Here is a 23,494-nt window from a genome sequence, read left to right on the forward strand (position 1 = left end):
CGCGGGCGGCGCCCAGCGCCAGCGGCGCCAGCCGGGCGAACTGGGATGGCGTGGCGCGGCCGTTCCAGTTCATCATCGCTTGCCAGTCGCCGCCGACGAATTCCAGCACCGCGCGCGTCAGCGGACTGTGGCTGCGGCGGCCGTCCAGCGCCATCTGGGTGAGCTGGGCGGCGCGCTGGCCCAGCCAGGCCCCGCTGGCCTCATCGCCGCTGGGATAGCCCCAGCCGCCCACCTCGCGGTGGCTGCCGTCGGAATACAACGCTTCGCCTATGCTGCCGGTGCCCAGCGCGACGATGATGCCGGGCTGGCCGCCGTGCGCGCCCAGCAGGGTGGTGTAGCCGTCGGTGGCCAGGCGGAGCTCGGCGAAGTCCGGCGCCAGCGCCTTGAATTCGCTCGCCCACTGTTTGTTGTGAACGCCTGACAGGCCTAGCCCCAGCGCGCACTCATGGATGGGCGGCACGGGAAGGCCGGCCTGCTCGAAAGCGTCGTTCAGCGTGGAGCGCACGGCTTGCCAAGCCTTGCCGATGCCCAGTGACAGCGCTGAGGCACCGCCTTCCGACTGCGCCAGCGGGGAGCCGTCGGCCGCGTTCAGGCGGATGCGGGTGCCGGTGCCGCCGCCATCCACGCCTATCAGGTATCGGATGCTTGGGTTCATCGCTTGCCGGGCTTTCGGCCCGCCTCGTTCGAATGATGACATTTGAATTTTCACTAGTAAAGCATTCGAATTTTATTTCGTCAACTTGATTTATTTAAGTACGGCTCGATGACAATGGCTTGTTTGGCCGGTGCGTCGCCGTCATACTTCTGTTTCATGAAAAAAACATCATCAGCCGCCGAGCCGCGCACGGTGTCGGGCACCAATCTCGAATACGCCCGTTCGCATAACCGACGCGCGGTGCTGGAAACCGTGCGCCTGAACGGCCAATTGACCCGGGCCGATTTGGCTCGGCTGACTGCGCTGACGCCGCAGACGGTGTCCAATATCGCCGCCGAGCTGTTGGACGCGGGCATGCTGCTGGCGGGACAGCCTTTGCGGGAGGGGGCGCGCGGACAGCCCGCCATTCCGCTTACCCTCAATCCGGACGGCGCTTACGCGGTGGGGATGCAGCTGGATCACCAGATGCTGGTGGCCTTGGCGCTGGATTTGTCGGGCCGGGTGAGGGCCCGGCTGGAGGCGCCGGTGAGTCGCCCGTCGCCGGACGAAGCATTGCCGCTGATCTCGGATCTGCTGCAGCGGCTGAGGCGGGAGTCCGGTCTGGACTGGGGGCGGTTGCTGGGCTTGGGCCTGGTGATGCCGGGGCCGTTCGGCGTGGAGGGGATGACCTCGGTGGGGCCGACCACGTTGCCTGGGTGGGAGGGCATGGACGCGGCGGGGCTGGAGCGGGCGCTGGGCCTGCCGGTGCTGCTGGAAAAGGACGCCACCGCGGCGGCGATAGGCGAGCGGCTGTACGGCATGGCCAGCGAGCTGCGCAATTTCGTTTACCTGTTCATCGGCGCCGGGCTGGGCGCCGGACTGTTTCTGGATGGCCGGCTGTACACCGGCGGCCGGCGCAACGCCGGCGAAGCGGGGCACATGATGGTAGTGCCGGCCGGCCGGCCTTGCGATTGCGGCAACCGCGGCTGCCTGGAACGCTACGTATCGCTGCAGGCGCTGTATGAGGAGCTGGGCATCGCCGGCGGACCGCTCGCCACGCCCGAGCATCTGGCCGCGCGGGGGATAGACGCAGCCGGAGAGCGCTGGCTGGACGCCGCGGCAGGGCCGCTGCGGCAGGCGATCAATATCTTGGAATCCATGCTGGACATCGACGCGGTGGTGCTGGGCGGATTGTTGCCGCCAGTCTGGCAAGAGGCTTTGATGGCGCGGCTGCATCCGTTGCCGTTGTCGGTGCGCAGCAGCAGCGGCGAACGTTTGCGGCAGGGCAGCGCCGGCCGCGACGTGGTGGCGCTGGGGGCGGCGGCCTTGCTGGTGTTCGACGAATTCAATCCGCAATACGAGGTGCTGCTGAAGGGCGGCCGGCGTTGAGCGCGCGGAATCAGACTGGAGGGCGATGATGGCGATGCGGTTCCTGTTCAATCATCTGGGCTTCGAGCGAAAGGCGGCCAAGCCGATATTACTGCAGGCGAAGGCCGGCGCGGCGGCGGATGCCGCGGCGGTGCTGGATGCCGCCGGCAAGGTGGTGATGCGCGCGCCGTTGCAGGCGCTGGGCAGCGTGAACGGCTGGGGCGACGATCACTATTGGCGCGCGAATCTCGACGAACTGACCCAGCCCGGACGCTATCAGCTGTGGCTGGAAGGCAGCGCGCCGCCGCTGGTGTCGGCGCCGTTCGAGGTGGCGGATGGCTTGTACGGGCCGGCGCTGTTGTCGGATCTGGTGTTCTATTTCAAGTCGCAGCGCTGCAGCGGCCTGTACGATCAGGCCGACCGCGCGGCGCCGGAAGAGGGCGGCGACGCGCGGCGCGACGCGCATGGGGGGTGGTTCGACGCTTCCGGCGATTGCTCCAAGTATCTGAGCCACCTGTCCTATGCCAATTATCTGAATCCCCAGCAGACGCCGCTGCTGGTCTGGATCCTGATCCAGGCGCGGCAAGCCTTGCCGCAGCAGGGCAAGTGGTTCGACGAGCGCTTGGTTGACGAGGCGCTGCATGGCGCCGATTTCCTGCTGCGGATGCAACATGAATCGGGTTTCTTCTACCAGACCCTGTTCGATGGCTGGAGCAAGGACGAGGGCCGACGCAGCTTGTGCGCCTATTCCACGCAGCAGGGCGTGCGATCTTCGGCTTTCCAGGCGGGCTGGCGCCAGGGTGGCGGCATGGCGGTGGCGGCGCTGGCTGCGGCGTCGATGCTGCCGCGCGACGGCGAAAGCGAGCGGGCGGAATATCTGGCGGCCGCGCGGCAGGGTTTCGCCCATCTGCGGGAGCATGGCCTCGATTATTTGCCGGACGGCGAGGAAAACCTGATCGACGACTACTGCGCGCTGCTGGCCGCCTGCGAACTGTACGCGGCCTGCGGCGACAGCGATTACGCCGACGCGGCGGCGGAGCGCGCGGCCGGCTTGCTGGCCCGACAGCACGGCGACGGCTGGTTCTGGCTGGATCGCCGGCAAAGCCGCAGCTTCTGCCACGCGTCCGATGCCGGCCTGCCATATATGGCGCTGGCGCGCTACCTGGAAACCTTGCCGGACGGCCCTTGCGCCGAAGCCGTGGAGCGGGGGTGGAAGCTAGGACTGCGTGGCGAGTTGGCCCGCAGCGCGGGGGGCAACCCTTTTGGCTATCCGCGGCAATGGGTCAGGCAGGCGGGCGAGATCGAAGGCGCGCGTTTTTTCATGCCGCAGCGCAATGCTAGCGGCTATTGGTGGCAGGGCGAGAACGCGCGGCTGGGCTCGCTGGCCGCCGCCGCCTGGCGCGGCGCGGCGCGCTGGCCGGAGCTGGCGGAAGACCTGAATGCCTACGCCCAGGCCGCTGTGGACTGGGTGTTGGGCCGCAATCCATTCGATGTTTGCATGTGGCAGGGGTATGGGAGGAACAATCCGCGTTACGAGCCGGGCTACTGCAACGCGCCCGGCGGGGTTTGCAACGGCGTCACCGCCGAGCCGGGAAGGGGCGATGGCATCGCCTTCCTGCTGCCGGAGCAGACCGACATCAGCCAGTCATGGCGCTGGAGCGAGCAGTGGCTGCCCCATGGGGCCTGGCTGATGCTGGCTTTGGCACGGCGGCAGGCGATAGGCGGGGAATAAGAATTATTGATATCAATCAGATTTTGTTGTTTGTTTTTTAATATCAATGTCATTTTTTCTTGGCTTGCTTCACGATAGGCGACGCGGCGAGGAAGCCACTGGCATCGAATCGCCGCGATGACAACAAGAAAGGAACCGTGATGAAGTCCAAGATACTGCTTGCCCTGGCGGCAGGCGCGGCTTTTTCAGGAGCCAGTCCGTCCGTTCTGGCCGATTCGAATCAGGATTGCGATACGCGCTTCGCGATCATCGGGCCGGGGTTCAACCAGTTGAACACCAACGCCACCATCAACTACATCGGCGCGGTGTCGCCCAACCGGCTGTTGATCGCCGGCAATGTAAATGGCTACAAGGTAACCGGTTACATGGACCTGGTGGGTTTCACCGCCAGCGGATCCTGGGGCGACGAGGCGGGCGCGGCAGGCAGCGGCGGCGGAATCACTTCGATCGAAGTGCGCGACAAGGTGATGATCGTGTCCGGACAGGTCAGGCAAGGCGGCCCGTGGGGGCCTATCGGCTACCGGACCGCCCAGATCCAGTTCGCGGGCGACGTGTCGTTCTCCGGAGGCAGCGCCGGCAGTTCCGGCATCTCCAAGATCAATTACATCATTCCCTGGCCGTCCAATGTGACGAATCCCAACAAGGGCCTGCTTCTTGGCGGGACCGTGTTCGACAATCGCGGCCTGCCCAGCGGCAGTTTCCATTCTCCGAGCGCCATGTTGTGCAAGCCGGCTGTGGCCAAGAAATAAGGCGCGGCGCGGACGAAAAAAAACGGCGGGGATGCCCGCCGTTTTTCATTTCAAGCTCAACCTTATTGCGCGTTGCTGCGCGGACCGCGGTTGCCTTGGTAGCCGCCTTCGCGGCGCTGGCCTTGGTAACCACCTTCGCGGCGATTGCCCTGATAGCCGCCGCGGCTGCCGCCGCCATTGCCGCGACGATCGCCGTAACCACCCGGCTTGCCGTTGCGACGCGGGCCGCCCTTGGACGGGCGACGGGTCGGCTCCATGCCTTCGATCACGCCTTCGGCGATGGAACGCTTCAGGTATTGCTCGATGCGGCGCACTTTGTGCGACTCTTTCGCTTCCGCCAGGGTGATGGCGGTGCCGTCGCGGCCGGCGCGGCCAGTACGGCCGATGCGGTGCACGTAGTCTTCAGCTTGCTTCGGCAGGTCGAAGTTCACCACGTGGGTGATGGTCGGCACGTCGATGCCGCGGGCGGCCACGTCGGTGGCGACCAATACCTTGATGCGACCGCGACGCAGGTCGTTCAGGGTGCGATTGCGCCAGCTTTGCGGCATGTCGCCGTGCAGGCAGGCGGCGGAGTAGCCCTGATCAGACAGCTTGTCGGCCAGCTCTTCGGTATACGCCTTGGTGGCGGAGAAGATCACGCACTGGTCGAAGCCGGATTCCTTCAGGATGTGATCCAGCAGGCGATGCTTGTGGTTCAGGTCGTCCGCGTACAGCAGGTGTTCGTCAATGGTGCCGCCGGAAGTTTCGGTACGGGCGATCTCGATGCGTTGCGGATCGCGGGTCATCTTTTCAGCCATGCGGCCGACGATGCCGTCCAGCGTGGCGGAGAACAGCACGGTCTGACGCGATTCCGGCGTAGCCTTGACGATGGCTTCGATGTCGTCGATGAAACCCATGTCCAGCATGCGGTCGGCTTCGTCCAGTACCAGCATTTCCAGACGGGAGAAGTCGATGCGGCCGGAGCGCATGTGGTCCATCAAGCGGCCCGGAGTAGCCACGATCAGATCGATCGGGCGGGACAGGGCGCGAATCTGGAAGCCGAAGGAAGAGCCGCCCACCAGGCAGGCGGTCTTCATCCAGCGCAGGTCCTTACCATATTCCAGAGCGTTCTTTTCAACTTGCTGCGCCAGTTCGCGGGTTGGGGTCAGCACCAGCACGCGCGGGCCTTGGCCCTTGCCGGTGGAGCGTTCCGACAGCTTGGTCAGCGCAGGTAGCAGGAAAGCGGCGGTCTTGCCGCTGCCGGTTTGAGCGGAAACCAGCAGGTCGCGGCCAGCGATGGCGGCCGGGACGGCTTCGGCTTGAACCGAGGTGGGGGAGGTGTAGCCGGCAGCTTCCAGAGCGCGCAGGATGGTCGGGGCGATGCCCAGATCGGAAAAGTTCATGTATGTCCTTTCAGGCCGGATGATGCCGGCGTCACTTATAGCCAGATTTCGTGGCGGTTATACGGCGCCTTTGGGCCGCAAATCATCGGCACTAACCTGGCAAGCGGCGAACAGCGGTCCAGTCGAAAGCGACATTATTGCTTGGACGAAGCCTGGTAAAGGGTCAGGGACGATGAAAACACACTCGGGCAGAGGCGTGGTGTGGGTTTGCCCGGTGAAATTACAAGAGGCCGGACTGTACATTAATTACGGCCCCAAGGCAACACTTTTCTGAAAAATGGCCGGATAAGTATTTGATTGTTTGTGTCTTGATTTGGACTATCCGCAAAAATAGCCTGCGATCGCCCTGCGCGGGCGCGGGCGCGGGGCTGGCGAAGCCATCCTCGCTCGCTACACTGCACTATAAGTCAGCAGGCTGGGGGCGGGCGGATGCGGATGGGGCGGAAGTTGGCGGTGTGGCTGTCGCGGTGGGCGGCCGGGGCGGGCGCCGCGCCGGTATATGCGTTGGCGGTGCTGGCGTGCGCGCTGCCGGCGCTGTTCCTGCCTTGGTGGCTGGGCCGGGCGGGCTTTGATCCCCCGGATTGGCGCGGATGGGCGCTCGGCGCGGAGGTGGGGGTTCTGGCCGCGCTGGCCGGGGCGATGTTCGCCGGCTGGCTGCGGCGCGGCGCGGGCGTGCGCAGTGCCAGCGACTGGGAAATACTGGAAGGCATACGCAACCAGGAGTTTTTCGTCCATTACCAGCCCATCGTCACCGCCGCGGGCGGGGAGTGCGTCGGCGCGGAAGTGCTGGCGCGCTGGCGCCATCCGATGCAGGGCAATGTGAGGGCCGACCTGTTCATCCGGGAGGCGACCGAGGCGGGGTTGATCGTGCCGCTGACCCGCTATCTGCTTAAGCGGGCGGCCGGCGAGTTGCGCCAGGTGGCCTTGCCGCCGGGTTTCATCGTCGGCGTCAATATCGCCGGCGAGCATCTGGCGATGCCGGAGCTGGCGAACGATTGCCGGGAAATGCTGGAGATGCTACGGGCCAAGCAGGCGGCGTTGGTGCTGGAAATTTCGGAGCAGACGCCATTGAGCGAGGCGTCCGGCGCGCAGGAGGTGATCCGAAGACTCAAGCGGGAGGGTGTGAAGCTAGCGCTGGACGATTTCGGCTCCGGCTATGCTGATAAGGACTATCTGCGGCGCTGGGGTTTTGATTATCTGAAGGTGGAAAAAGGCTTCGCCTCCGCATTGGGGCAGGACACGCTGCGCGGCAATGTGCTGGACGGCCTGTTGCCGTCGTCCCGCCAGTTGGGCGTGAGCGTGATCGTCAAGGGCGTGGAGACTGCGGGCCAGCAGAATTATCTGAAAGCGAGTGGATTCGAGTTGTTGCAGGGGTTCTATTTCGGCAAGCCGATGGCGCTGAGCCACTTCCGGCAGTGGCTGTACTCCGGGGTCATCCAGGACCGGTCGCCGACGCGGCGAAAGGGCGGCGGCCGTTAGAGGCTTGGCGCGGGTTTGGGGGACGGGTTGGGGCATGGGGCCGCGTTTGCTACAATGCGGCCCTTTTTATTTCGAAGGAAGCAGTGGCATGGAATACGCCGTGCAACGCTACGCCGCCACCCGGCCTTGGGCCAAGCGAGTGGGGCAGCTGTATGCCCAGACGGTCCAGGCCGCCGAGGCGCGGGCGCAGATGAAGGATGTGATCAAGCGCGAGCTGGAGCGCGCGGCGCAAGTGTTCGAGATTCCGCAGGCCACCATCGTCTGCGAATTGGCGCTGGCCGAGGCCTGGGGTCACTTCGCTCGCCACGGGCGCGTGGTGTCCCATCTGGATGGCGCGTTGGCGGCAGCCTTGGCCCACACCCGGCAGCCGTCGAACCTGCCCGATACGCTGAATCTGCCCGCCGCGGCCTTTTTCCTGCATGTGCCGGGTGAGGGCGGGGCCTTCATCGCGCATCAGCCGGAGCGTCGCGCCTTGCTGCTGACGATGGTGCGGATGGGCTTCGCGCCGGATGGCGTCAATTGGCTGCAGGCGGCGGACCAAGTTGAGTTGGCGCGGGTGGAGTACCCGGGCGAGCTGGCGCCGCAGCTGGAAAATGTGGCCGCCGATTGGCAGGGGCTGCTGTCTTCCGTATTGAACGGCCTAGCGATGATGACTCAGCCCAAGCTGGAGCTGGCCAAGGGCTGGGAGGCTTCCGCGCCGGCTGAGTGGGTGGCGGAAGCCGCGCATCCCTCGTGTGTCAAAACCCGGCAGAAGGCGCGCAGCCAACTGTTGAAGTCTGGCTTCGGCGAGGTGACTTTCTGCCGGGTGCCGGAACTGGCCGATGGCGCCGAATACGCCAGCCAGGGTTATTGGCGCCGCCAGTCTTTCGGCGCGGACAAGGCGCATTCGCGCCTGGTATGGGTGGCGCCGCGCTGAGGATGCGCGCCTTGCGCTGAACGAGCTGATCGAAGCGGAGAAACGCCCGGCATCGCCGGGCGTTAATACTCGTTGAGCAGGGTCCGGATCAGCTCGCGCATCTTTTCCATGTCGAAAGGCTTCTGGCAGCAGGCGGCGATGCCCGCGTCCTCCAGATCGCTCTGGCCGATATTGTCGCTGTCGCTGGTGATCATCATCACCGGCGTGTCCGGCTGGAGTCCGCTGCTGCGGACGTGGCGGGCGAAGTCCAGCCCGTCCATGCCTGGCATGTGGTAGTCGGTGATGATGAGCTTGAACGGCTCCTGCTCCAGATAGGGTATGGCCGCTTCGCTGCTGGCCGCCTCGCAGAAATGCTCGAAGCCCAGCTTCTCCAGCACCTGCCGGATGTGATGGCGCGAAGTGCTGCTGTCGTCGACGATGAGCACGTTCATCAGCGCCATGTCGGAGTCGACCTCGGCGCCGAGGCTGGGGCAGTTGAGAAAACTCATCACCGACTGCATCGCCAGATCGAACTCCTCAGGCGTGAACGGCTTGGACAGGATGGCCAGGCTGCCGGCCTGGCGTATCGTTTCCAGTCTTTCCGGATTGGTCTCGCTGGAGATCAGGATGAAGGGCAGGTCGTACAGATCATCGCTTTCGCGCAACTCCCGGACCAGTTCCGCGCCCGTGATGTCGGGCAGGTGGTAGGCGCTGATGATCAGATTCGGCCGCCTTTGCCGGGCCTGTTCTATCAGCTCGCGGCCGGAAGGGTGGACTTCTATCTGGGCGGCGCCCATCGCCTCCAGCGCCTTGGTGATGATTTGCGCCTGCACCTGGGAGGGTTCGGCCAATGAGATCAGCAGTTGTTCCAAAGCCAGCATCGCTCCGCTCCGACATTCTACTTATTTACATTATTGTCGGTTTGGCACGATTTGGATGGGCCGGCAAGCAAAATCCTCAAATAGCTTGATGAGGATGAGGGCGGCAAGTTTTGCCGCCGCTCGCGCCGCGCCCGGCCGGCAAACTTGCCGCTTGCGGCCGAATCGGCGTGAAAACTTGGCTTTGCGCGGCTTTCAAGCGCTGGCACACTTCGTGCTTTAGCGTAGGCCAGCGAGGAGATTGCCCAATGCTAGACAAGATTGCCCACTATTTCGATTTTCAGCAGCGCGCGCTGAATTTGCAGGCCTATCGCGCCGAAGTGATAGGCAGCAACATCGCGAACGCTGAAACGCCGTATTACAAGGCGGTGGATTTCGATTTCAAATCCGCGCTGCAGGCGCAGGTGGACAAGCAAGGGCAACTGAGGCTGGCCCAGACCGACGCGCGCCACATCGCCAATCAGGCCGGCGACGGCTCCGGCACGCCGCTGCAGTACCGCAGCGCGGTGCAGCCCAGCCTGGACGGCAATACGGTGGATATGGACGTAGAGCGCGGCGCTTTCGCCGACAACGCTTTGCAGTATCAGACCACGCTGGCCTTCCTCAACAAGAAGATCAGCGGCCTGAGCTCGGCGATCCAGGGCAGCGGCACGGGAGGCTGATTGAATGTCACTATCTAATCTCTTCAATATTTCAGGTTCGGCGCTGTCGGCGCAATCGATGCGGCTAAACGTGGTGGCCAGCAATCTGGCCAACGCGGAAAGCGCCACCAGCTCGACCGGCCAGCCTTACAAAGGGCGCCACGTGGTGTTCACCGCGATTCCTGTGGACAACGCCCAGCCGCAGGTGGCCGGCGTGCGCGTGACGTCGGTGGTGGAAGACCAGTCGCCGCCGAGGCTGAAGTACGAACCGGGCAATCCGCTGGCCGACGAGCGCGGCTACGTGACCATGCCCAACGTCAACGTGGTGGAGGAGATGGCTGACATGATCGCCGCCTCTCGCGCCTACCAGAACAACGTTGAAATGATGAACACCGCCAAGACGCTGCTGCAGAAGACGCTGCAGCTCGGTCAATAAACTAGCTAAAGGGTGACGGCCATGGCTACCGCAGCAACGAACGGCATCGGAAACGGATTCGATTACACCAACGTGAACAGCGGCCAAGTACCGCCTGGCTCCATTCAGTCGACCAACAATGCCGGCACGAAGTCCAGCAATTCGTCGGTGACCAGCGCGCAGGCGATGCAGAACAATTTCCTGACGCTGCTGACCGCGCAGTTGAACGCGCAGGATCCGCTGAATCCGATGGACAACAGCCAGATCACCAGCCAGATGGCGCAGATCAGCCAGGTGGCCGGCTTGCAGACGCTGAACCAGACCATGCAGCAAATGGTGTCGGCGCAGAGCGCCACCCAATCGCTGATGGCCTCCAGCATGATAGGCAAGAACGTGATGGTGGCCGGCAACGCCCTGACCGCGCCGGCCGCCGGCCAGACCACCCAGGCGGGCGTGCTGTTGAACGGACCCGCCGCTTCGGTGCAGGTCAATGTGCTGGATCAGAACGGCAATGTGGTGGATACGGTGCCGCTGCAGAACCTGGGCAAGGGCCTGACAACCTTCAGTTGGGACGGCAAGGACGCGAACAACAACCAGTTGCCGGCTGGCGGCAGTTACACGTTCCAGGTCAAGGTGGCGCAGGCCAGTTCGTCTGGCACTACGACCGCCACGGCCTACAACACCCAGCAGGTCCAGGCGGTATCCTGGGCCAATGGTTCGCCGATGCTGGTGCTGCCGGGCAACAACCTGGTGCCGTTGTCCAATGTCGCGCAGATGTCCTGAAGCACTCTGCCAAAATAAAGCTTGATGAGGAGCAGTTGAGATGGGCTTTCAACAAGGTCTGAGTGGTCTGAACGCGGCGTCCGTGCAATTGGACACCATAGGCAACAACGTGGCCAACGCCAATACCGTCGGTTTCAAGAGCTCGCGCACCGAGTTCGCCGATCTCTACGGCAACAGCCTGTACGGCATCACCGCCACCACGCCGGGCATTGGCACCCAGGTGCAGGCAGTGACGCAGAACATGGGCAACGGCAACCTCGATTCCACCGGCCGCAGCCTGGACTTGGCGATCAATAACGCCGGCTTCTTCATCATGGGCTTGCCCAACGGCACGCAGGCGTATACCCGCAATGGCCAGTTCCAGGTCAATAGCCAAGGTTACTTGGTCAACACTGCCGGCAATTTTGTCCAGGGTTGGACGGCGAATGCGAGCGGGAGCGTTTCCCAGGGGCCGGTCGGCAATCTGCAACTGACCACCACATCCATCGCTCCGCACGCCACCACCAAGCTGAGCATGCCGGTGCAGTTGAATTCCAATCAGAAAACGCCCACTGGCGTGCCCATCAACAACCCGGCGGATCCTACGTCGTATAACTGGCCGAATACCGTGCAGGTATTCGACAGCCTGGGCAACCCGCACCAGATGGTGTTTTATTACTCGCTGACGTCGTCCGCGGCCACTGGCAATACCTGGACGGTCAATGCCTACGTCGATGGCAAGCCGACAACTGCCGGCGCTGGCGCCAGTTTCAATTTGAATTTCGATACCAGCGGCAATCTGACCGGCTTTACGCCGGTGCCGATCACGTTCACCACTACGCCGGTGAACGGTTCGGCGATCCCTCAGACCGTGACCGTGGATTTCGCCAATTCTGTGCAGAACAACCAGCAGTTCGGCACCTTGTCGCCGCAGATTCAGGACGGCACGGCGCCGGGCACGCTGCAGGGCGTGAACATCTCGGCCAACGGCATGATTCAGGCCAGCTTCTCCAATAGCCAGACCAAGACCATAGGCCAGGTGGCGCTGTCGACCTTCGTCAATCCGCAGGGCTTGCAGGACATCGGCGGCAATATGTGGGTCCAGACCGGCAATTCCGGTTCGCCGACGGTCAATAATCCGGGCGCTGGCAATGCTGGCACCTTGTCGTCCGGCCAGGTGGAGGATTCCAACGTCAACCTGACCAACGAGCTGGTGAACATGATCACCGCGCAGCGCTACTACCAGGCCAACGCGCAGACGATCAAGACCCAGGACACGCTGATCCAAACCCTGTTGAACATCTAAGCGGCGGATTGAAGCATGGATAGAGTGCTGTACCTCGCGATGACAGGCGCCAAGCATGAGGCTTGGCAGCAGGCGACCACCGCGAACAATCTGGCCAACGTCAACACCAATGCCTTCAAGGCGGATCTGGCGGCATATCGGGCGTTGCCGGTGATCGGCGACGGCGCGCCGACCCGGACCTATGTCGTCGACAACACCATCGGCTTTGACGCCAGCCAGGGCGCGCTGCAGCATACCGGCAATCCGTCCGATTTCGCGCTTGGCTCGCCGGGCTTCTTCGCGGTGCAGGGCGCGGACGGGCAAGAATCGTATACCCGCGACGGCGGCTATGTGCTGGACGCCAATGGCCTGATGCATACCCGCACCGGGCTGGTCATCATGGGCGACGGCGGCCCGATCACGGTGCCGGCGGGCACCCAGGTTCAGCTGGGCCAGGACGGCTCGGTGATGGCGGCGCCGCTGACCGGCGCCAATCGCGCGCCGCAGCTGGTGGGGCAGATCAAGATGGTCAATCCCGGGCCCAAGGATGTGTACAAGGGCGAGGATGGCCTGTTTCACGTCAATGGCGGCGGCACGCTGCCGGCCAGCGCCGATGTCAAGCTGGTGCCGGAAACGCTGGAAGCTTCCAATGTCAATTCGGTGGAGGCGCTGGTGCAGATGATCTCCCATGGCCGCCAGTACGAACTCAATATCAAGATGATGCAAACCTCGCAGCAGAACGATCAGCAGGCTGCGCAGTTGCTGTCCACGAGCTGATGCCGGGGCAGAGGAAAGAACAAGGTAAAACGCCATGATGCGCGCACTGTATATCGCCAAGACCGGCATGGACGCCAGCCAGTTTCAGCTGGACGTGGTATCCAACAACCTGGCCAACGTCAACACCATAGGCTTCAAGCGCAGCCGAGGCATATTCGAAGAGCTGTACTACCAGACCCTGCGCCAGCCGGGCGGACAGCTTGCCAACGGCAGCACCTTGCCTTCGGGTCTGCAGATCGGCACCGGCGCAGCCGCCGTTGCCACTGCCCGCATTCATGCCCAGGGCATTCCGACGCAGACTGGCCAGCCGCTGGACATGCAGATCGACGGCGATGGCTTCTTTCGCGTCCAACTGCCCAACGGCACCACCGCATATACCCGCGACGGCGAATTCCAGCGCAACTCCAACGGCGATGTGGTGACCGCTATGGGTTACCCGATGAACCCGAATATCAATATTCCGGCCAACGCGACGCAGATCACCGTATCGACCGCCGGGGTAGTGCAATACACGCTGCCCGGAGCCACTGCTCCGCAGACGGCGGGAACCATTCTGCTGACCACCTTCATCAATCCCCAGGGTCTGGAGAGCACGGGCGGCAACCTGTATCTGCAGACCGCCGCTTCCGGCGATCCGCAGGATGGCGATGCGCAGACCGACAACCGGGGCTCTATCCGATCCGGATTCCTGGAAATGTCCAACGTCAACGTGACCGAGGAGCTGGTCAACATGATCACTGCCCAGCGCTCGTTCGAGATGAATTCGCGCGCGGTGACCACCGCCGACCAGATGCTGCAGAAGCTGAGCAATCTGTAACGATGGGCCGAGCGCGGCCGGAATGACGGGAGTAGGGCGATGAAAACCAATCTGGCGATTTTGCTGTCCGCGGCGGCGTTGCTGACGGGGTGCGTAGTGCAGGAGCCGCCGTTGGTGCAGGGCCCGACCACGGCGCGGCCGCAGCCGCGCTCGGTGGGCCTGCCGGCCAATGGCGCCATCTTCCAGGCGGCCAGCTATCGGCCGATGTTTCAGGATTCGATGCCGGTGCAGGTGGGCGATACCTTGCAGGTTACGATCCAGGAGAACTCCTCCACTTCGCAATCTGAGCAGACCACGGATACCCGCACTTCCGGCTTGACGTCGAATATCACGGCGGGAGTGAAGATTCCTTTCCTGCCTAGCGGCCTGGCCAGCGGCCTGGGCGGCACCAACTTCAACAGTTCGGGCACCGCCAACAATACCGGCAAGGGCAACAACCAGGTCGCCACCACCTTCGTCAGCTCCATCACCGTGACGGTGATCGACATGCTGGCCAACGGCAATCTGGTGGTCAGCGGCGAGAAGCAGGTGCGCATCAACAGCGACACCGAATCCATCCGCCTGTCCGGCGTGGTCAACCCGAGAGATGTTTCTCCGGATCGCACCGTCTCGTCGCTGAAGGTGGCGGATGCGCGCATCGAACAGCAAACCAAGGGCAATAACCGGCTGTACAACGAGCCCGGTTGGCTGTCCAAGATTTTCATGTCGCTGCTGCCGATTTGAGCGCGGCGAGGGATCGGATGATGAAGAAATGGATCGTGCTGGCCAGCCTGTTGCTGGCCTCGCTGCCGGCCTTGTCGGCGCAGCGCTTGAAGGATATCGCCAATATCGGCGGCGTGCGGCCCAACCAGTTGATCGGTTATGGCTTGGTGGTGGGCTTGGATGGCAGCGGCGACAAGGTGACTTCCTCGCCGTTCACTGGCCAGGCGATGACCAATATGCTGAACCAGCTGGGCGTGCAGGTGCCGCCGGGCACCAAGATCGACCCCAAGAACGTGGCCGCGGTGACGCTGACCGCCACCTTGCCGCCGTTCGCCAAGCGCGGCCAGGCGATCGACATCACCGCGTCGTCCATAGGCGACGCCAAGAGCCTGCGCGGCGGCACGCTGCTGCTGTCTCCGCTCAAGGGCGCGGACGGCCAGATCTACGCGATGGCCCAGGGCAATGTCGTGGTGGGCGGCGCCGGCGCGTCGGCCGGCGGCAGTTCTACTCAGATCAACCAGTTGAGCGTGGGGCGCATTCCGGGCGGCGCCACTGTGGAGCGGGAAGTGCAGACCGCGCTGGGCGACGGCGAATTCATTCACCTGGAGCTGCAAGAGGCGGACTTCACCACCGCTAACCGCGCGGTGCAGGCTATCAACAAAGTGTTCGGTTCCGATACCGCCCGCGCGGTGGATGGCCGGCTGATCGAGGTGAGGGCGCCGTTCGACAGCAATCAGCGCGTGCAATTCCTGTCGCGGATGGAAAATATTGCCGTCGATCCGGCAGATCTTTCCCCGCTGGTCATCATCAACGCCCGTACCGGCTCCATCGTGATGAACCAGGCTGTGACGTTGAGCTCCTGCGCGGTGTCGCACGGCAATCTGTCCGTCACTGTCAACAACACGCCGCAAGTGAGCCAGCCCAACCCCTTGTCCGGGGGCAAGACCGTCGTCACCAACCAGGCTGAAATCACAATCAACAGCACCAGCGGCAAGGTGGTGGGCCTGAAGGGCGGCGCCAACCTGTCGCAGGTGGTGAATGCGCTCAATGCTTTGGGCGCCACGCCGCAGGATCTGATTTCCATCTTGCAGGCAATGAAATCGGCGGGCTCGCTGAAGGCCGACTTGCAGATCATCTAAATTTCGCGCAGCTATGGCACGATTATTGCTTTTTGTGCGGCGAGGAGTAATCGATGACCGCTAAATTCCAGTCTGTTCTGCCGCAGGACGCGCTCAGCCACCAGTTGGCGGTGGACCCGAGCCATCTGCGCAGCTTGCGCGCCAAGGCCGCTTCGGACCCCAAGGCCGCCGCGCGGGAGACTGCGGCCCAGTTCGAGTCGTTGTTGATGGGCAATATGCTGAAGGCCATGCGCGAGACCAAGTTCGACGATTCGGACGAGTCCAACAGCATGGATACCTTTCGCGGCCTGTCCGACCAGCAGATGGTCCAGGCGATGAGTGCCAATGGCGGCCTGGGGCTGGGGGACATGATCTATCGCCAGATCGCCAAGCAGTCGGGCTTCAGCCCGGATGAGGGCAAGACCGCTCTGGTGCATCGCCAGGCAGGGCCCGCGCTGATGGTCCAGCCGGCCGGGCAGCGCATGTTGCAGGCTTACCGGAGCGCGCAATCCGAGGCGGACGGCGCGGTGGCGAGCCTGGCGCAGCAGCCCGCTCAGCAAGCGGGCGGCGGCAAGAGTTTCGCCAGCAACTTGTTGCCGCATGCCCGCGGCGCGGCGCAGCAACTGGGCGTGGCGCCCGAATGCGTAGTGGCTCACGCGGCGTTGGAGAGCGGTTGGGGCAAGCGCACGATACGCAACGGCGATGGTTCTGACAGCCACAACCTGTTCGGCATCAAGGCTGGTTCAGACTGGCAAGGCAAGACCACCACGGTCATGACCACCGAGTACGTGGGCGGCGCGCCGCAGAAACGGATGGAAACCTTCCGTTCCTATGGCTCTTACGCCGAGGCGTTTTCCGATTACGCCAAAGTGCTAAAGGGCTCCTCGCGTTACAAGAACGTGTTGAACCAGGGACAGAACATGTATGGCTTTGCCCAGGGGCTGCAGGCAGGCGGCTACGCCACCGATCCGCGCTATGCGCGCAAGCTGGTGGACGTGGCGGCGAGTCTGGCGCAACAAGTCGCCAAAGCTTGATCAAGTTTTGGCGCAAACAGCCGATAAGGAAGGCAGGATAGGGGATAATCATGGCAATCGTCGGAGCAGACATATTCAGCATCGGCCTGAGCGGCCTCAACGTCGCTCAGAACGCGTTGTCGGTGACGAGCAACAACATCTCCAATGCGGCGACGCCGGGCTACAATGTCGAGTACCTGACTCAGGCCAACCGCCAGCCGCAGAATGCCGGCTTCGGCTTTCTGGGGCAGGGAGTGGACGCCACCAATGTGCTGCGCACCTATAGCCAGTTCCTGTCCACCCAGGTGCAGAGCGCGCAAGCCAACAGCAGCTTCTATTCCTCCCAGCTGCAGCAGTTGAACCAGATCAACAATACCATCTCCAACTCGACCCAGAGCCCGAATCCGGCCATGCAGTCGTTCTTCGGCGCGTTGCAGACGCTGTCGCAGCAGCCGGCCTCGCTGCCTGTCCGCCAGAATGTGCTGAGCATGGCGCAGGCGCTGGCCACCTCGATGACCTCGCTGAATAGCCAACTAGTGCAGATGCAGCAGGGGATCAACGGCCAGATCGACACCACGGTGCAGAGCATCAACGCCTTGGGCCAGCAGATCGCAGATCTGAACCAGAAGATAGGCGCGGCGACCGGCGGCAACGCCTCGGCCCCCCAGGCGCAGCCCAATGGGTTGCTGGACGCGCGCGATCAGGCCGTGTTGCAGCTGAACAAACTGGTGGGAGCGACGGTTTCCATCGCCAGCGACGGCACCTATACGGTCAACATCGGCAGTGGCCAGACGCTGGTGATCGGCGGCACGGTCAATCAACTGACTACCCAGGCCGACCCCAACAACAATACCAATCGCCAGGTCGGTTTCGTCAACCCGGCCGGCGGCTCGCCCATCATCCTGCCCAACAGCGTTCTGGGTAGCGGTCAGTTGGGCGGTCTGCTCAATTTCCGCGATGGAGCGCTGTTGCAAGCGCAGAACCAGCTGGGCACGCTGGCGATCAATTTCTCGGCGGCGATGAATTACCAGAACTCGCTGGGTTTGGATTACAACGCGCAGCCTGGCGGACCGATTTTCCAGGACTTGTCGTCTTATGCGGCCAATCCTCAATATGCGGCAGGGCAGTTCCAGGTGCTGATGGGAGATCCGAAGGCGCTGGCCACAGCCTCCAATATGGTTCCCACGGGCACGGCGGGTGGCACTAGCGGCGTGACGATGACGGGAGTGTGGTCCTCGTTGCCTGGCACCTACGCGGGCAGCATCAATGGTTCGCCTCCGACTTTGCCGTTCCCGACCAAGGCGACCCATCCGTCTACCGGCATGACCAATATGACGATCACGGCATCGGGCACCGCGCCGGTGGCGATGACTGCGACCATTACTGGCCCCAATGGCGGTGGCCCCTACAATGTAGTGGCCAATACGGGCCAGCCCAACAGTTACAAATTGCAGACCACGGCGGTGCCGCCGGTCGATGTCGGCATCGGCTTCCAGCTGTCCGGCACGCCGGACCTCGGCCAGAGTTTCACCGTGGGTCCCGCGACGGTGGGCGCGCCCAATTTGAAGGCGTCCGGCGATAACAGCAACCTGCTGCAACTGACCGCCCAGCAGAATATCAATTTGGTCAATAATCAGTCGTATCAGGTTTATTACACCTCGATGGTGGCTTCGATTGGCAACCAGGGTTTCGCCGTCGGACAGATGAATGCCGGCGCGCAAAAAACGCTGGAGCAAGCCACTACCAATAACTCGAATTATTCAGGCGTGAACCTGGATCAGGAGGCGGCCAATCTGATCAAATACCAGCAGTCCTACCAGGCCTGCAGCAAGGTGATACAGATTGCGCAGAGCACCTTTTCCAGCATCCTGAATATCATGTAAGGAGAGCGGCCATGCGCATCAGCTCGACAACGCTATATCAGTCCGGCGTGAACAATATGTCGAACCTGCAGGCTCAGCTGGTCCAGGTCAACACGCAGATCGACTATCAGAAGCGTGTGGTGACGCCGTCGGATGATCCGGTCGCCGCTTCGCGGATAGAGTTGCTGAATACGTCCAGCGGCCAGAATACGCAGTACAAGGCGAATACCCAGGCGGTGGATAGCTGGCTGTCGTATTCCGACACCTCGCTGAAGAGCGCGATCGACCTGATGGGCTCGTTGAAGAGTCAGGCGATCTATGCCGGAAGCGGCGCGTTGTCCACCACGCAGTTGCAGGCGATCCAGAAAACGGTGAAGGAAGGCTTGTCCGAGCTGGTGGGCTATGGCAACGCGACCGACGGCAACGGCAGTTATTTGTTCAGCGGCAATCAGATCAACACGGCTCCTTTCGCGTTGGATCTGTCGAACAACCCGCCGACCATCGCCTACAACGGTGATGATGGCCAGCGCAGCGTGCAAGTCAGCGCTTCGCGGATCATGGCGATTTCCGATCCGGGCAATATGGTGTTTGGTTCGCTGGCAAGCGGCGGCAGCCCCACTGCCGCTTTCGACTCGGTGATCAATCTGTACAACCTGCTGGGTCAGAATCCCAAGCCGGCCAATTTCCCGACGCAGATAAACAACATCATCAACCAGATGAGCGATGCCACTCAGCAGATGAATATCGGCTTGGCCTCGGTGGGCGCGCGCGAGCAGGAAAACTCGAACCTGCAAAACATGAGCGACAACCTCAATCTCCAGTACAACAGCGGCATCAGCGCTTTGCAGGATCTCGACATGGCGCAGGCGATTTCCCAGTTCACCCTGACCCAGACCTCGCTGCAGTATACGCAGAAGACCTATGCCCAGGTCGCGCAGCTGTCGCTGTTCAATTACATTTCCGGCTGATACGCGTTTTGGACGAAAACGGGCCGCATTGCGGCCCGTTTTCTTTTGCGCATTCCGAATCGTTCAGCCCAGGCTGGCGGGTTCCACCACGATGCCGGCGCGCAGGCCCGGCTTCACCGCGGGATTGGGGAACAGGATGCGCTCCTTGCCGCCGCGGGCCACGTAGCGGACATCTCCGTCCTCGGCGATCAGCATGCCGTCCGGCAGCACGGTGAAATTCTCGACGTCGTCCGCAAGGTGCAGGCGGAAAGCTTCGCTGAGTTTGACTAGATCGTATTTGGCGCGGAATAGGGGCAGCGGAGCCTGCTGCGCGCCGCTGCCGGCTGGCTCGGCGGACAAAAGCGCGCGCAGCGCCAGGTCTATGCCGGAGAAACGCGACAGGTCGTTCTGGCCGAATGGGCGCGCCTTGCCAAGCTCCAGCGTGAAGGCGTCCGCTCCGCAGCGATGGCTTGTGTGGTAGCTGAAGGTATTGGCGGGTTGGCTGTGCAGCAGCACGGCCTCGACTCCGCATTGTTGCAGCCAGGCCAGCTGTTCGCGATTGTGCGCGCGTTCATGAATGAAGGGGTAGATCGCGAATTTTTCGAACGCCGAGCCGCGGATGGCGGTGTGAAGGTCGTAATGCAGGCGGCGGCCGCGCGCAGGCGCGAAGAAGGCTTCAGCCTGGTTTTCCAGTTCCGCGGCGCGGGCCGATTCGGGCCATTCGGCTTGTTTGGCATGGGCGCCGTTGAACAGACGGTTCATGTCGTAGCTGCCGTAGCGCACGCCTTGCCGGATGGCGTCCAGGTTGGCGAACATCACCAGCAGTCGGCAGCGCAGCGGCAGCCGGCCTGCGGCGATGTCGCGCAGGATGCTGTCCACCACTTCGATGGGCGCGGTTTCGTTCCCGTGCACGCCGCAGGACAGCAATACGGAGTCGGCCTCGACGGCGCCGCCATTCAGCTCCACGCAGCCCGGCGCAAGCCAACGCGCGGCCAGGCCGTTGGCCAGCGGCCATTCGACAGGGGTGGTGGGGGCGGATAGCGCGTGCTGCAGGAACGGTGGCGTGTGCGTCATGGCGTGGCGGTTCACTTGGCGATGGATGATGTCCGATTGTAATCGCGGCTGCTTATCCGGTCATGTCGCGACGCGGTGGCGGGCTGCGGAGAGTGTTGCGGATCTGGTTAAAAAGCTTGTCGTTTGCGAAAAAACTGGCCTGCTTGAGGAGGGAGTGGGAAGTGTCCGATGTCATGGCTGGGCCGGGCTCGCGCGCGCAATCCTTTGTTTTGCTTGCCTTGATTTTTCCGGCGGGCGGATGCTGTTTGGGAGCGGCGGCGAGGATCGATTCGGACGAATGCGAACGAGTACATTTTTTTACTTGTCAATCAGCGAGATGTTGTTACAATCCGCGCTCGTTTGCGCTATGCAACAACTGACAATTCATTCTGTTTCGCTCCGACATCCCAGGCCCACATAAAAGCTGTAGAGCCCGAAAGCCGTGCACTAAGGAGCGGGGTTATCCATCATAAGTTCTGAGAGGAAAACTCATGGCTTGGTCTGTGGCTGATAGCCGGAGCCTGTACGGCATCCGGCATTGGGGGGCTGGTTATTTCGATGTGGGCGACAACGGCAATATCGTCGTGCGTCCCAATGTGCGCCAGCGCAAGGAAATCGATCTGTATCGCTTGGTGAGCGAGCTGGGCGGCAAAGGCCTGGATCTGCCCCTTCTGGTCCGTTTTCCGGACATTCTGCAGGATCGCGTGACCCGCCTGTGCGGCGCCTTCGACAAGGCCATCGCCGAACAAGGCTACGGCAACCGCTACACTGCCATCTACCCGATCAAGGTCAACCAGCAGGAAGCGGTGGTCAAGAGCATCATCGCCACCCAGGACGTGTCCATCGGCCTGGAAGCCGGTTCCAAGCCGGAACTGATGGCGGTGCTGGCTTTGGCGCCCAAGGGCTGCACCATTGTCTGCAACGGTTACAAGGACCGCGAATTCATCCGTCTCGCGCTGATCGGCGAGCGTCTGGGCCACCAGGTGTTCATCGTGATCGAGAAGGAGTCCGAGGTCGAACTGGTGATCGAGGAGTCCCGCAAGCTGGAAGTGCGCCCGAATATCGGCCTGCGCGTTCGCTTGTCGTCGCTGGCGTCCAGCAAGTGGTCCGACACCGGCGGCGAAAAGGGCAAGTTTGGCCTGTCCGCCGGCCAGCTGATCTCGGCCACCGACAAGCTGATCGAGGCCGGCCTGGGCGACTGCGTGCGCCTGATGCACTTCCATATGGGCTCGCAGATCGCCAATATCGCCGATTACCGCCTGGGTTTCCGCGAAGCGATCCGCTATTTCGCCGAATTGCGCGCGCTGGGCCTGCCGGTCGACCATGTCGACGTCGGCGGCGGCCTGGGCGTCGATTACGACGGCACCCATTCGCGCAACGATAGCTCGATCAACTACGACATGGACGAATACGCGCACGTGATCGTTTCCATGTTGTCGGAGTTCTGCGGCGAAAACGGCATTCCGCATCCGCGCATCCTGTCCGAATCCGGCCGTGCGATGACTGCCCACCACGCGGTGCTGCTGATGAACGTGACCGACGTTGAGCGTCTGCCCGATACGGTGGCTCCAATCGAGAACGCGGAAGAGCTGTCGTTGCCGCTGCGCAAGCTGGTGGAGCTGGCCAACCTCAACGACGAGGAGCTGGTCACCGAGATCTATTACCGCGCCAGCCACTGCGTGTCGGAAGTGAGCGAGATGTATGCCGAAGGCCGCCTATCGCTGAAGGAAAAGGCGCTGGCAGAAGACCTGCACGCCACGCTGTGCCGCCGTTTGCACAATCAGCTGCAGGCTAGCCAGCGTTCGCAGCGCCAAGTGTACGACGAGCTGACCGACCGCTTGGCCGACAAGTATTTCTGCAACTTCTCGGTATTCCAGAGCCTGCCGGACACCTGGGCCATCGACCAAGTGCTGCCCATCATGCCGGTGCATCGCCTGGCCGAGCAGCCGACCCGCCGCGCGGTGCTGCAGGATCTGACCTGCGACTCCGACGGCAAGCTGAAGCAGTATGTGGATCAGCAGAGCATCGAGTCCAGCATGTCGGTGCACGAGGTGAAGCAGGGCGACGAGTACCTGATCGCGGTGTTCTTGGTGGGCGCCTACCAGGAAATCCTGGGCGACATGCACAATCTGTTCGGCGATACCGACTCGGTCAACGTCTACGTCCGCGAAGGCGGCGAGCTGGAGGTTTCCGGCATCGAGGAGCATGACACCATCGAAGACATGCTGCGCTATGTGCACTTGTCGCCGGAGGACTTGATCAACCGCTACGAGGCCAAGACCCGCGAATGCGATCTGAATCCGGAAGAGCGCAGCCTGTACTTCGCCGAGTTCTGCCGCGGTCTGAAGCAGTCGTCGTATCTGGCGGTTTGATCTACGATTTCGCCAGTAAAAAACCGGGCCTTGAGCCCGGTTTTTTTGCGCCTGGCGCGCCGATCAGACTGGATCGGAGCTTGGCGGGACGAAATACAGGCTGGGGCCGTCGATGCCGGGCAAGTCCAGTGTGCGGTCGTAGACCAAGCCCAGTTTCTCCAATACCCGGATCGAACCCTGATTGTGCGGCGCGGTGATCCCTACCACGTAGTGGATATCCAGTCGCGCGCGCCCGTGCTCCAGACAGGCGGCGCCGGCTTCGCTGGCGTAGCCGCGGCCCCAGTGGCGCGCCAGGAATGCGTAGCCGATGTCGGGGTGGGGCAGGCTGTCGCGCTTGACCAGGCCACAGATGCCGACCGGCTCGCCGCCGTCGCGCAGCGCCACCATCAGCAGACCGTGGCCATGCTGGCGGTAGCTGGCTTGCGGGCCTTTCTCGATGTAGTTGCGCGCGCCGGCCAGATCATGCACATCCTTGTCGCCGATATTGGCAAGGAAGGCAGGCTCGTTGACCAGCTCCAGGATGAAGGGGGCGTCGCTTTCCTGCAGCGGGCGCAGCAGCAGGCGCGGCGTTTCTATGTCTAGTGAGTGCACGGAATGAAGCTCAGGTGTGGGT

22 protein-coding genes are annotated in these 23,494 nt (G+C 62.9%); 17 read left to right on the forward strand and 5 right to left on the reverse strand.

The annotated features are described in order from the left end of the window. Positions 1 to 655 (reverse strand): glucosamine kinase nucleotide-binding domain-containing protein (locus LQR33_RS18850; RefSeq protein ID WP_231470084.1); only part of this gene is annotated, 655 nt, incomplete at its 3' end. Positions 656 to 811: 156 nt separating this feature from the next. On the opposite strand from LQR33_RS18850, the gene LQR33_RS18855 reads away from it, so the two are divergent. The 3 genes from LQR33_RS18855 to LQR33_RS18865 all read left to right on the forward strand — a co-directional run bounded on the left by LQR33_RS18855 (position 812) and on the right by LQR33_RS18865 (position 4,483). Beyond that, complete coding sequence (locus LQR33_RS18855; RefSeq protein ID WP_231470086.1) at positions 812 to 2,023, forward strand: ROK family transcriptional regulator; 1,212 nt, start codon at positions 812 to 814, stop codon at positions 2,021 to 2,023. A gap of 25 nt (positions 2,024 to 2,048) precedes the next feature. Beyond that, positions 2,049 to 3,734, forward strand: a complete 1,686-nt coding sequence (locus LQR33_RS18860; protein ID WP_231470088.1) for a glycoside hydrolase family 9 protein — start codon at positions 2,049 to 2,051, stop codon at positions 3,732 to 3,734. A 140-nt stretch (positions 3,735 to 3,874) separates the two neighbouring features. Beyond that, positions 3,875 to 4,483, forward strand: coding sequence for a hypothetical protein (locus tag LQR33_RS18865; RefSeq protein WP_221665622.1), 609 nt, complete (start codon positions 3,875 to 3,877; stop codon positions 4,481 to 4,483). A 62-nt stretch (positions 4,484 to 4,545) separates the two neighbouring features. Here LQR33_RS18865 and LQR33_RS18870 read toward each other — a convergent pair whose 3' ends face one another. Continuing rightward, positions 4,546 to 5,865 (reverse strand): DEAD/DEAH box helicase, encoded by a 1,320-nt coding sequence (locus tag LQR33_RS18870; protein ID WP_021477274.1) that lies wholly within the window; start codon positions 5,863 to 5,865, stop codon positions 4,546 to 4,548. Between the two features lie 435 nt (positions 5,866 to 6,300). Between LQR33_RS18870 and LQR33_RS18875 the strand changes: the two genes are divergently transcribed. Together LQR33_RS18875 and LQR33_RS18880 are read left to right on the forward strand one after the other, a co-directional pair. After that, positions 6,301 to 7,344: an EAL domain-containing protein gene (locus LQR33_RS18875; protein WP_231470090.1), complete on the forward strand. Its 1,044-nt coding sequence runs from the start codon at positions 6,301 to 6,303 to the stop codon at positions 7,342 to 7,344. Between the two features lie 88 nt (positions 7,345 to 7,432). Next, positions 7,433 to 8,260 (forward strand): hypothetical protein, encoded by an 828-nt coding sequence (locus LQR33_RS18880; protein WP_166438299.1) that lies wholly within the window; start codon positions 7,433 to 7,435, stop codon positions 8,258 to 8,260. Between the two features lie 62 nt (positions 8,261 to 8,322). Here LQR33_RS18880 and LQR33_RS18885 read toward each other — a convergent pair whose 3' ends face one another. Further along, a complete protein-coding gene (locus LQR33_RS18885) occupies positions 8,323 to 9,120 on the reverse strand; it encodes a response regulator (protein WP_231470092.1) in 798 nt (265 codons plus the stop codon). A 245-nt stretch (positions 9,121 to 9,365) separates the two neighbouring features. On the opposite strand from LQR33_RS18885, the gene flgB reads away from it, so the two are divergent. Genes flgB through flgL form a run of 11 tightly spaced genes read left to right on the forward strand, consistent with a single transcriptional unit; the run spans position 9,366 to position 19,477 of the window. Beyond that, positions 9,366 to 9,779 carry a flagellar basal body rod protein FlgB gene (flgB, locus tag LQR33_RS18890; protein ID WP_166438301.1) on the forward strand — a complete coding sequence of 138 codons (414 nt, stop codon included), beginning with the start codon at positions 9,366 to 9,368 and terminating at the stop codon, positions 9,777 to 9,779. Positions 9,780 to 9,783: 4 nt separating this feature from the next. Then, complete coding sequence (gene flgC, locus LQR33_RS18895; RefSeq protein ID WP_021477269.1) at positions 9,784 to 10,194, forward strand: flagellar basal body rod protein FlgC; 411 nt, start codon at positions 9,784 to 9,786, stop codon at positions 10,192 to 10,194. A 21-nt stretch (positions 10,195 to 10,215) separates the two neighbouring features. Beyond that, complete coding sequence (locus LQR33_RS18900; RefSeq protein ID WP_166438302.1) at positions 10,216 to 10,956, forward strand: flagellar hook assembly protein FlgD; 741 nt, start codon at positions 10,216 to 10,218, stop codon at positions 10,954 to 10,956. Positions 10,957 to 10,996: 40 nt separating this feature from the next. After that, complete coding sequence (flgE, locus tag LQR33_RS18905; RefSeq protein WP_166438303.1) at positions 10,997 to 12,241, forward strand: flagellar hook protein FlgE; 1,245 nt, start codon at positions 10,997 to 10,999, stop codon at positions 12,239 to 12,241. Between the two features lie 15 nt (positions 12,242 to 12,256). Continuing rightward, on the forward strand, positions 12,257 to 12,997 hold the full coding sequence (locus LQR33_RS18910) for a flagellar basal body rod protein FlgF (RefSeq protein WP_021477266.1): 741 nt from the start codon (positions 12,257 to 12,259) through the stop codon (positions 12,995 to 12,997). A gap of 34 nt (positions 12,998 to 13,031) precedes the next feature. Further along, on the forward strand, positions 13,032 to 13,814 hold the full coding sequence (gene flgG, locus LQR33_RS18915) for a flagellar basal-body rod protein FlgG (RefSeq protein WP_021477265.1): 783 nt from the start codon (positions 13,032 to 13,034) through the stop codon (positions 13,812 to 13,814). 39 nt (positions 13,815 to 13,853) lie between these two features. Beyond that, the gene (locus LQR33_RS18920) at positions 13,854 to 14,537 is read left to right on the forward strand and encodes a flagellar basal body L-ring protein FlgH (protein ID WP_166438304.1); all 684 of its coding nucleotides are present in this window, start codon (positions 13,854 to 13,856) and stop codon (positions 14,535 to 14,537) included. A 17-nt stretch (positions 14,538 to 14,554) separates the two neighbouring features. Beyond that, positions 14,555 to 15,655, forward strand: a complete 1,101-nt coding sequence (locus LQR33_RS18925; protein WP_021477263.1) for a flagellar basal body P-ring protein FlgI — start codon at positions 14,555 to 14,557, stop codon at positions 15,653 to 15,655. A 53-nt stretch (positions 15,656 to 15,708) separates the two neighbouring features. Further along, positions 15,709 to 16,668 carry a flagellar assembly peptidoglycan hydrolase FlgJ gene (flgJ, locus tag LQR33_RS18930; RefSeq protein ID WP_166438305.1) on the forward strand — a complete coding sequence of 320 codons (960 nt, stop codon included), beginning with the start codon at positions 15,709 to 15,711 and terminating at the stop codon, positions 16,666 to 16,668. Positions 16,669 to 16,718: 50 nt separating this feature from the next. After that, the gene (flgK, locus tag LQR33_RS18935) at positions 16,719 to 18,530 is read left to right on the forward strand and encodes a flagellar hook-associated protein FlgK (protein ID WP_166438306.1); all 1,812 of its coding nucleotides are present in this window, start codon (positions 16,719 to 16,721) and stop codon (positions 18,528 to 18,530) included. Between the two features lie 11 nt (positions 18,531 to 18,541). Next, complete coding sequence (gene flgL / locus LQR33_RS18940) at positions 18,542 to 19,477, forward strand: flagellar hook-associated protein FlgL (RefSeq protein ID WP_166438307.1); 936 nt, start codon at positions 18,542 to 18,544, stop codon at positions 19,475 to 19,477. 63 nt (positions 19,478 to 19,540) lie between these two features. Here the strand turns inward: flgL and astE are convergent, their stop codons facing one another. Beyond that, positions 19,541 to 20,530 carry a succinylglutamate desuccinylase gene (gene astE, locus LQR33_RS18945; RefSeq protein WP_231178880.1) on the reverse strand — a complete coding sequence of 330 codons (990 nt, stop codon included), beginning with the start codon at positions 20,528 to 20,530 and terminating at the stop codon, positions 19,541 to 19,543. Between the two features lie 470 nt (positions 20,531 to 21,000). On the opposite strand from astE, the gene speA reads away from it, so the two are divergent. After that, the gene (speA, locus tag LQR33_RS18950; RefSeq protein WP_166438309.1) at positions 21,001 to 22,881 is read left to right on the forward strand and encodes an arginine decarboxylase; all 1,881 of its coding nucleotides are present in this window, start codon (positions 21,001 to 21,003) and stop codon (positions 22,879 to 22,881) included. 63 nt (positions 22,882 to 22,944) lie between these two features. Here speA and LQR33_RS18955 read toward each other — a convergent pair whose 3' ends face one another. Then, positions 22,945 to 23,472, reverse strand: coding sequence for a GNAT family N-acetyltransferase (locus LQR33_RS18955; RefSeq protein ID WP_231470094.1), 528 nt, complete (start codon positions 23,470 to 23,472; stop codon positions 22,945 to 22,947). Positions 23,473 to 23,494 lie beyond the last annotated feature (22 nt).

Origin of the sequence: Chromobacterium piscinae (assembly GCF_021129175.1) — a bacterium.
GTDB lineage: Bacteria > Pseudomonadota > Gammaproteobacteria > Burkholderiales > Chromobacteriaceae > Chromobacterium > Chromobacterium piscinae.

Excerpts from the sequence above, each read along its gene's own strand:
- LQR33_RS18855 (WP_231470086.1), top strand. The coding sequence starts at position 812 with ATGAAAAAAACATCATCAGCCGCCGAGCCGCGCACGGTGTCGGGCACC.
- LQR33_RS18860 (WP_231470088.1), top strand. The coding sequence starts at position 2,049 with ATGATGGCGATGCGGTTCCTGTTCAATCATCTGGGCTTCGAGCGAAAG.
- LQR33_RS18865 (WP_221665622.1), top strand. The coding sequence starts at position 3,875 with ATGAAGTCCAAGATACTGCTTGCCCTGGCGGCAGGCGCGGCTTTTTCA.
- LQR33_RS18870 (WP_021477274.1), bottom strand. The coding sequence starts at position 5,865 with ATGAACTTTTCCGATCTGGGCATCGCCCCGACCATCCTGCGCGCTCTG.
- LQR33_RS18875 (WP_231470090.1), top strand. The coding sequence starts at position 6,301 with ATGGGGCGGAAGTTGGCGGTGTGGCTGTCGCGGTGGGCGGCCGGGGCG.
- LQR33_RS18880 (WP_166438299.1), top strand. The coding sequence starts at position 7,433 with ATGGAATACGCCGTGCAACGCTACGCCGCCACCCGGCCTTGGGCCAAG.
- LQR33_RS18885 (WP_231470092.1), bottom strand. The coding sequence starts at position 9,120 with ATGCTGGCTTTGGAACAACTGCTGATCTCATTGGCCGAACCCTCCCAG.
- flgB (WP_166438301.1), top strand. The coding sequence starts at position 9,366 with ATGCTAGACAAGATTGCCCACTATTTCGATTTTCAGCAGCGCGCGCTG.
- flgC (WP_021477269.1), top strand. The coding sequence starts at position 9,784 with ATGTCACTATCTAATCTCTTCAATATTTCAGGTTCGGCGCTGTCGGCG.
- LQR33_RS18900 (WP_166438302.1), top strand. The coding sequence starts at position 10,216 with ATGGCTACCGCAGCAACGAACGGCATCGGAAACGGATTCGATTACACC.
- flgE (WP_166438303.1), top strand. The coding sequence starts at position 10,997 with ATGGGCTTTCAACAAGGTCTGAGTGGTCTGAACGCGGCGTCCGTGCAA.
- LQR33_RS18910 (WP_021477266.1), top strand. The coding sequence starts at position 12,257 with ATGGATAGAGTGCTGTACCTCGCGATGACAGGCGCCAAGCATGAGGCT.
- flgG (WP_021477265.1), top strand. The coding sequence starts at position 13,032 with ATGATGCGCGCACTGTATATCGCCAAGACCGGCATGGACGCCAGCCAG.
- LQR33_RS18920 (WP_166438304.1), top strand. The coding sequence starts at position 13,854 with ATGAAAACCAATCTGGCGATTTTGCTGTCCGCGGCGGCGTTGCTGACG.
- LQR33_RS18925 (WP_021477263.1), top strand. The coding sequence starts at position 14,555 with ATGATGAAGAAATGGATCGTGCTGGCCAGCCTGTTGCTGGCCTCGCTG.
- flgJ (WP_166438305.1), top strand. The coding sequence starts at position 15,709 with ATGACCGCTAAATTCCAGTCTGTTCTGCCGCAGGACGCGCTCAGCCAC.
- flgK (WP_166438306.1), top strand. The coding sequence starts at position 16,719 with ATGGCAATCGTCGGAGCAGACATATTCAGCATCGGCCTGAGCGGCCTC.
- flgL (WP_166438307.1), top strand. The coding sequence starts at position 18,542 with ATGCGCATCAGCTCGACAACGCTATATCAGTCCGGCGTGAACAATATG.
- astE (WP_231178880.1), bottom strand. The coding sequence starts at position 20,530 with ATGACGCACACGCCACCGTTCCTGCAGCACGCGCTATCCGCCCCCACC.
- speA (WP_166438309.1), top strand. The coding sequence starts at position 21,001 with ATGGCTTGGTCTGTGGCTGATAGCCGGAGCCTGTACGGCATCCGGCAT.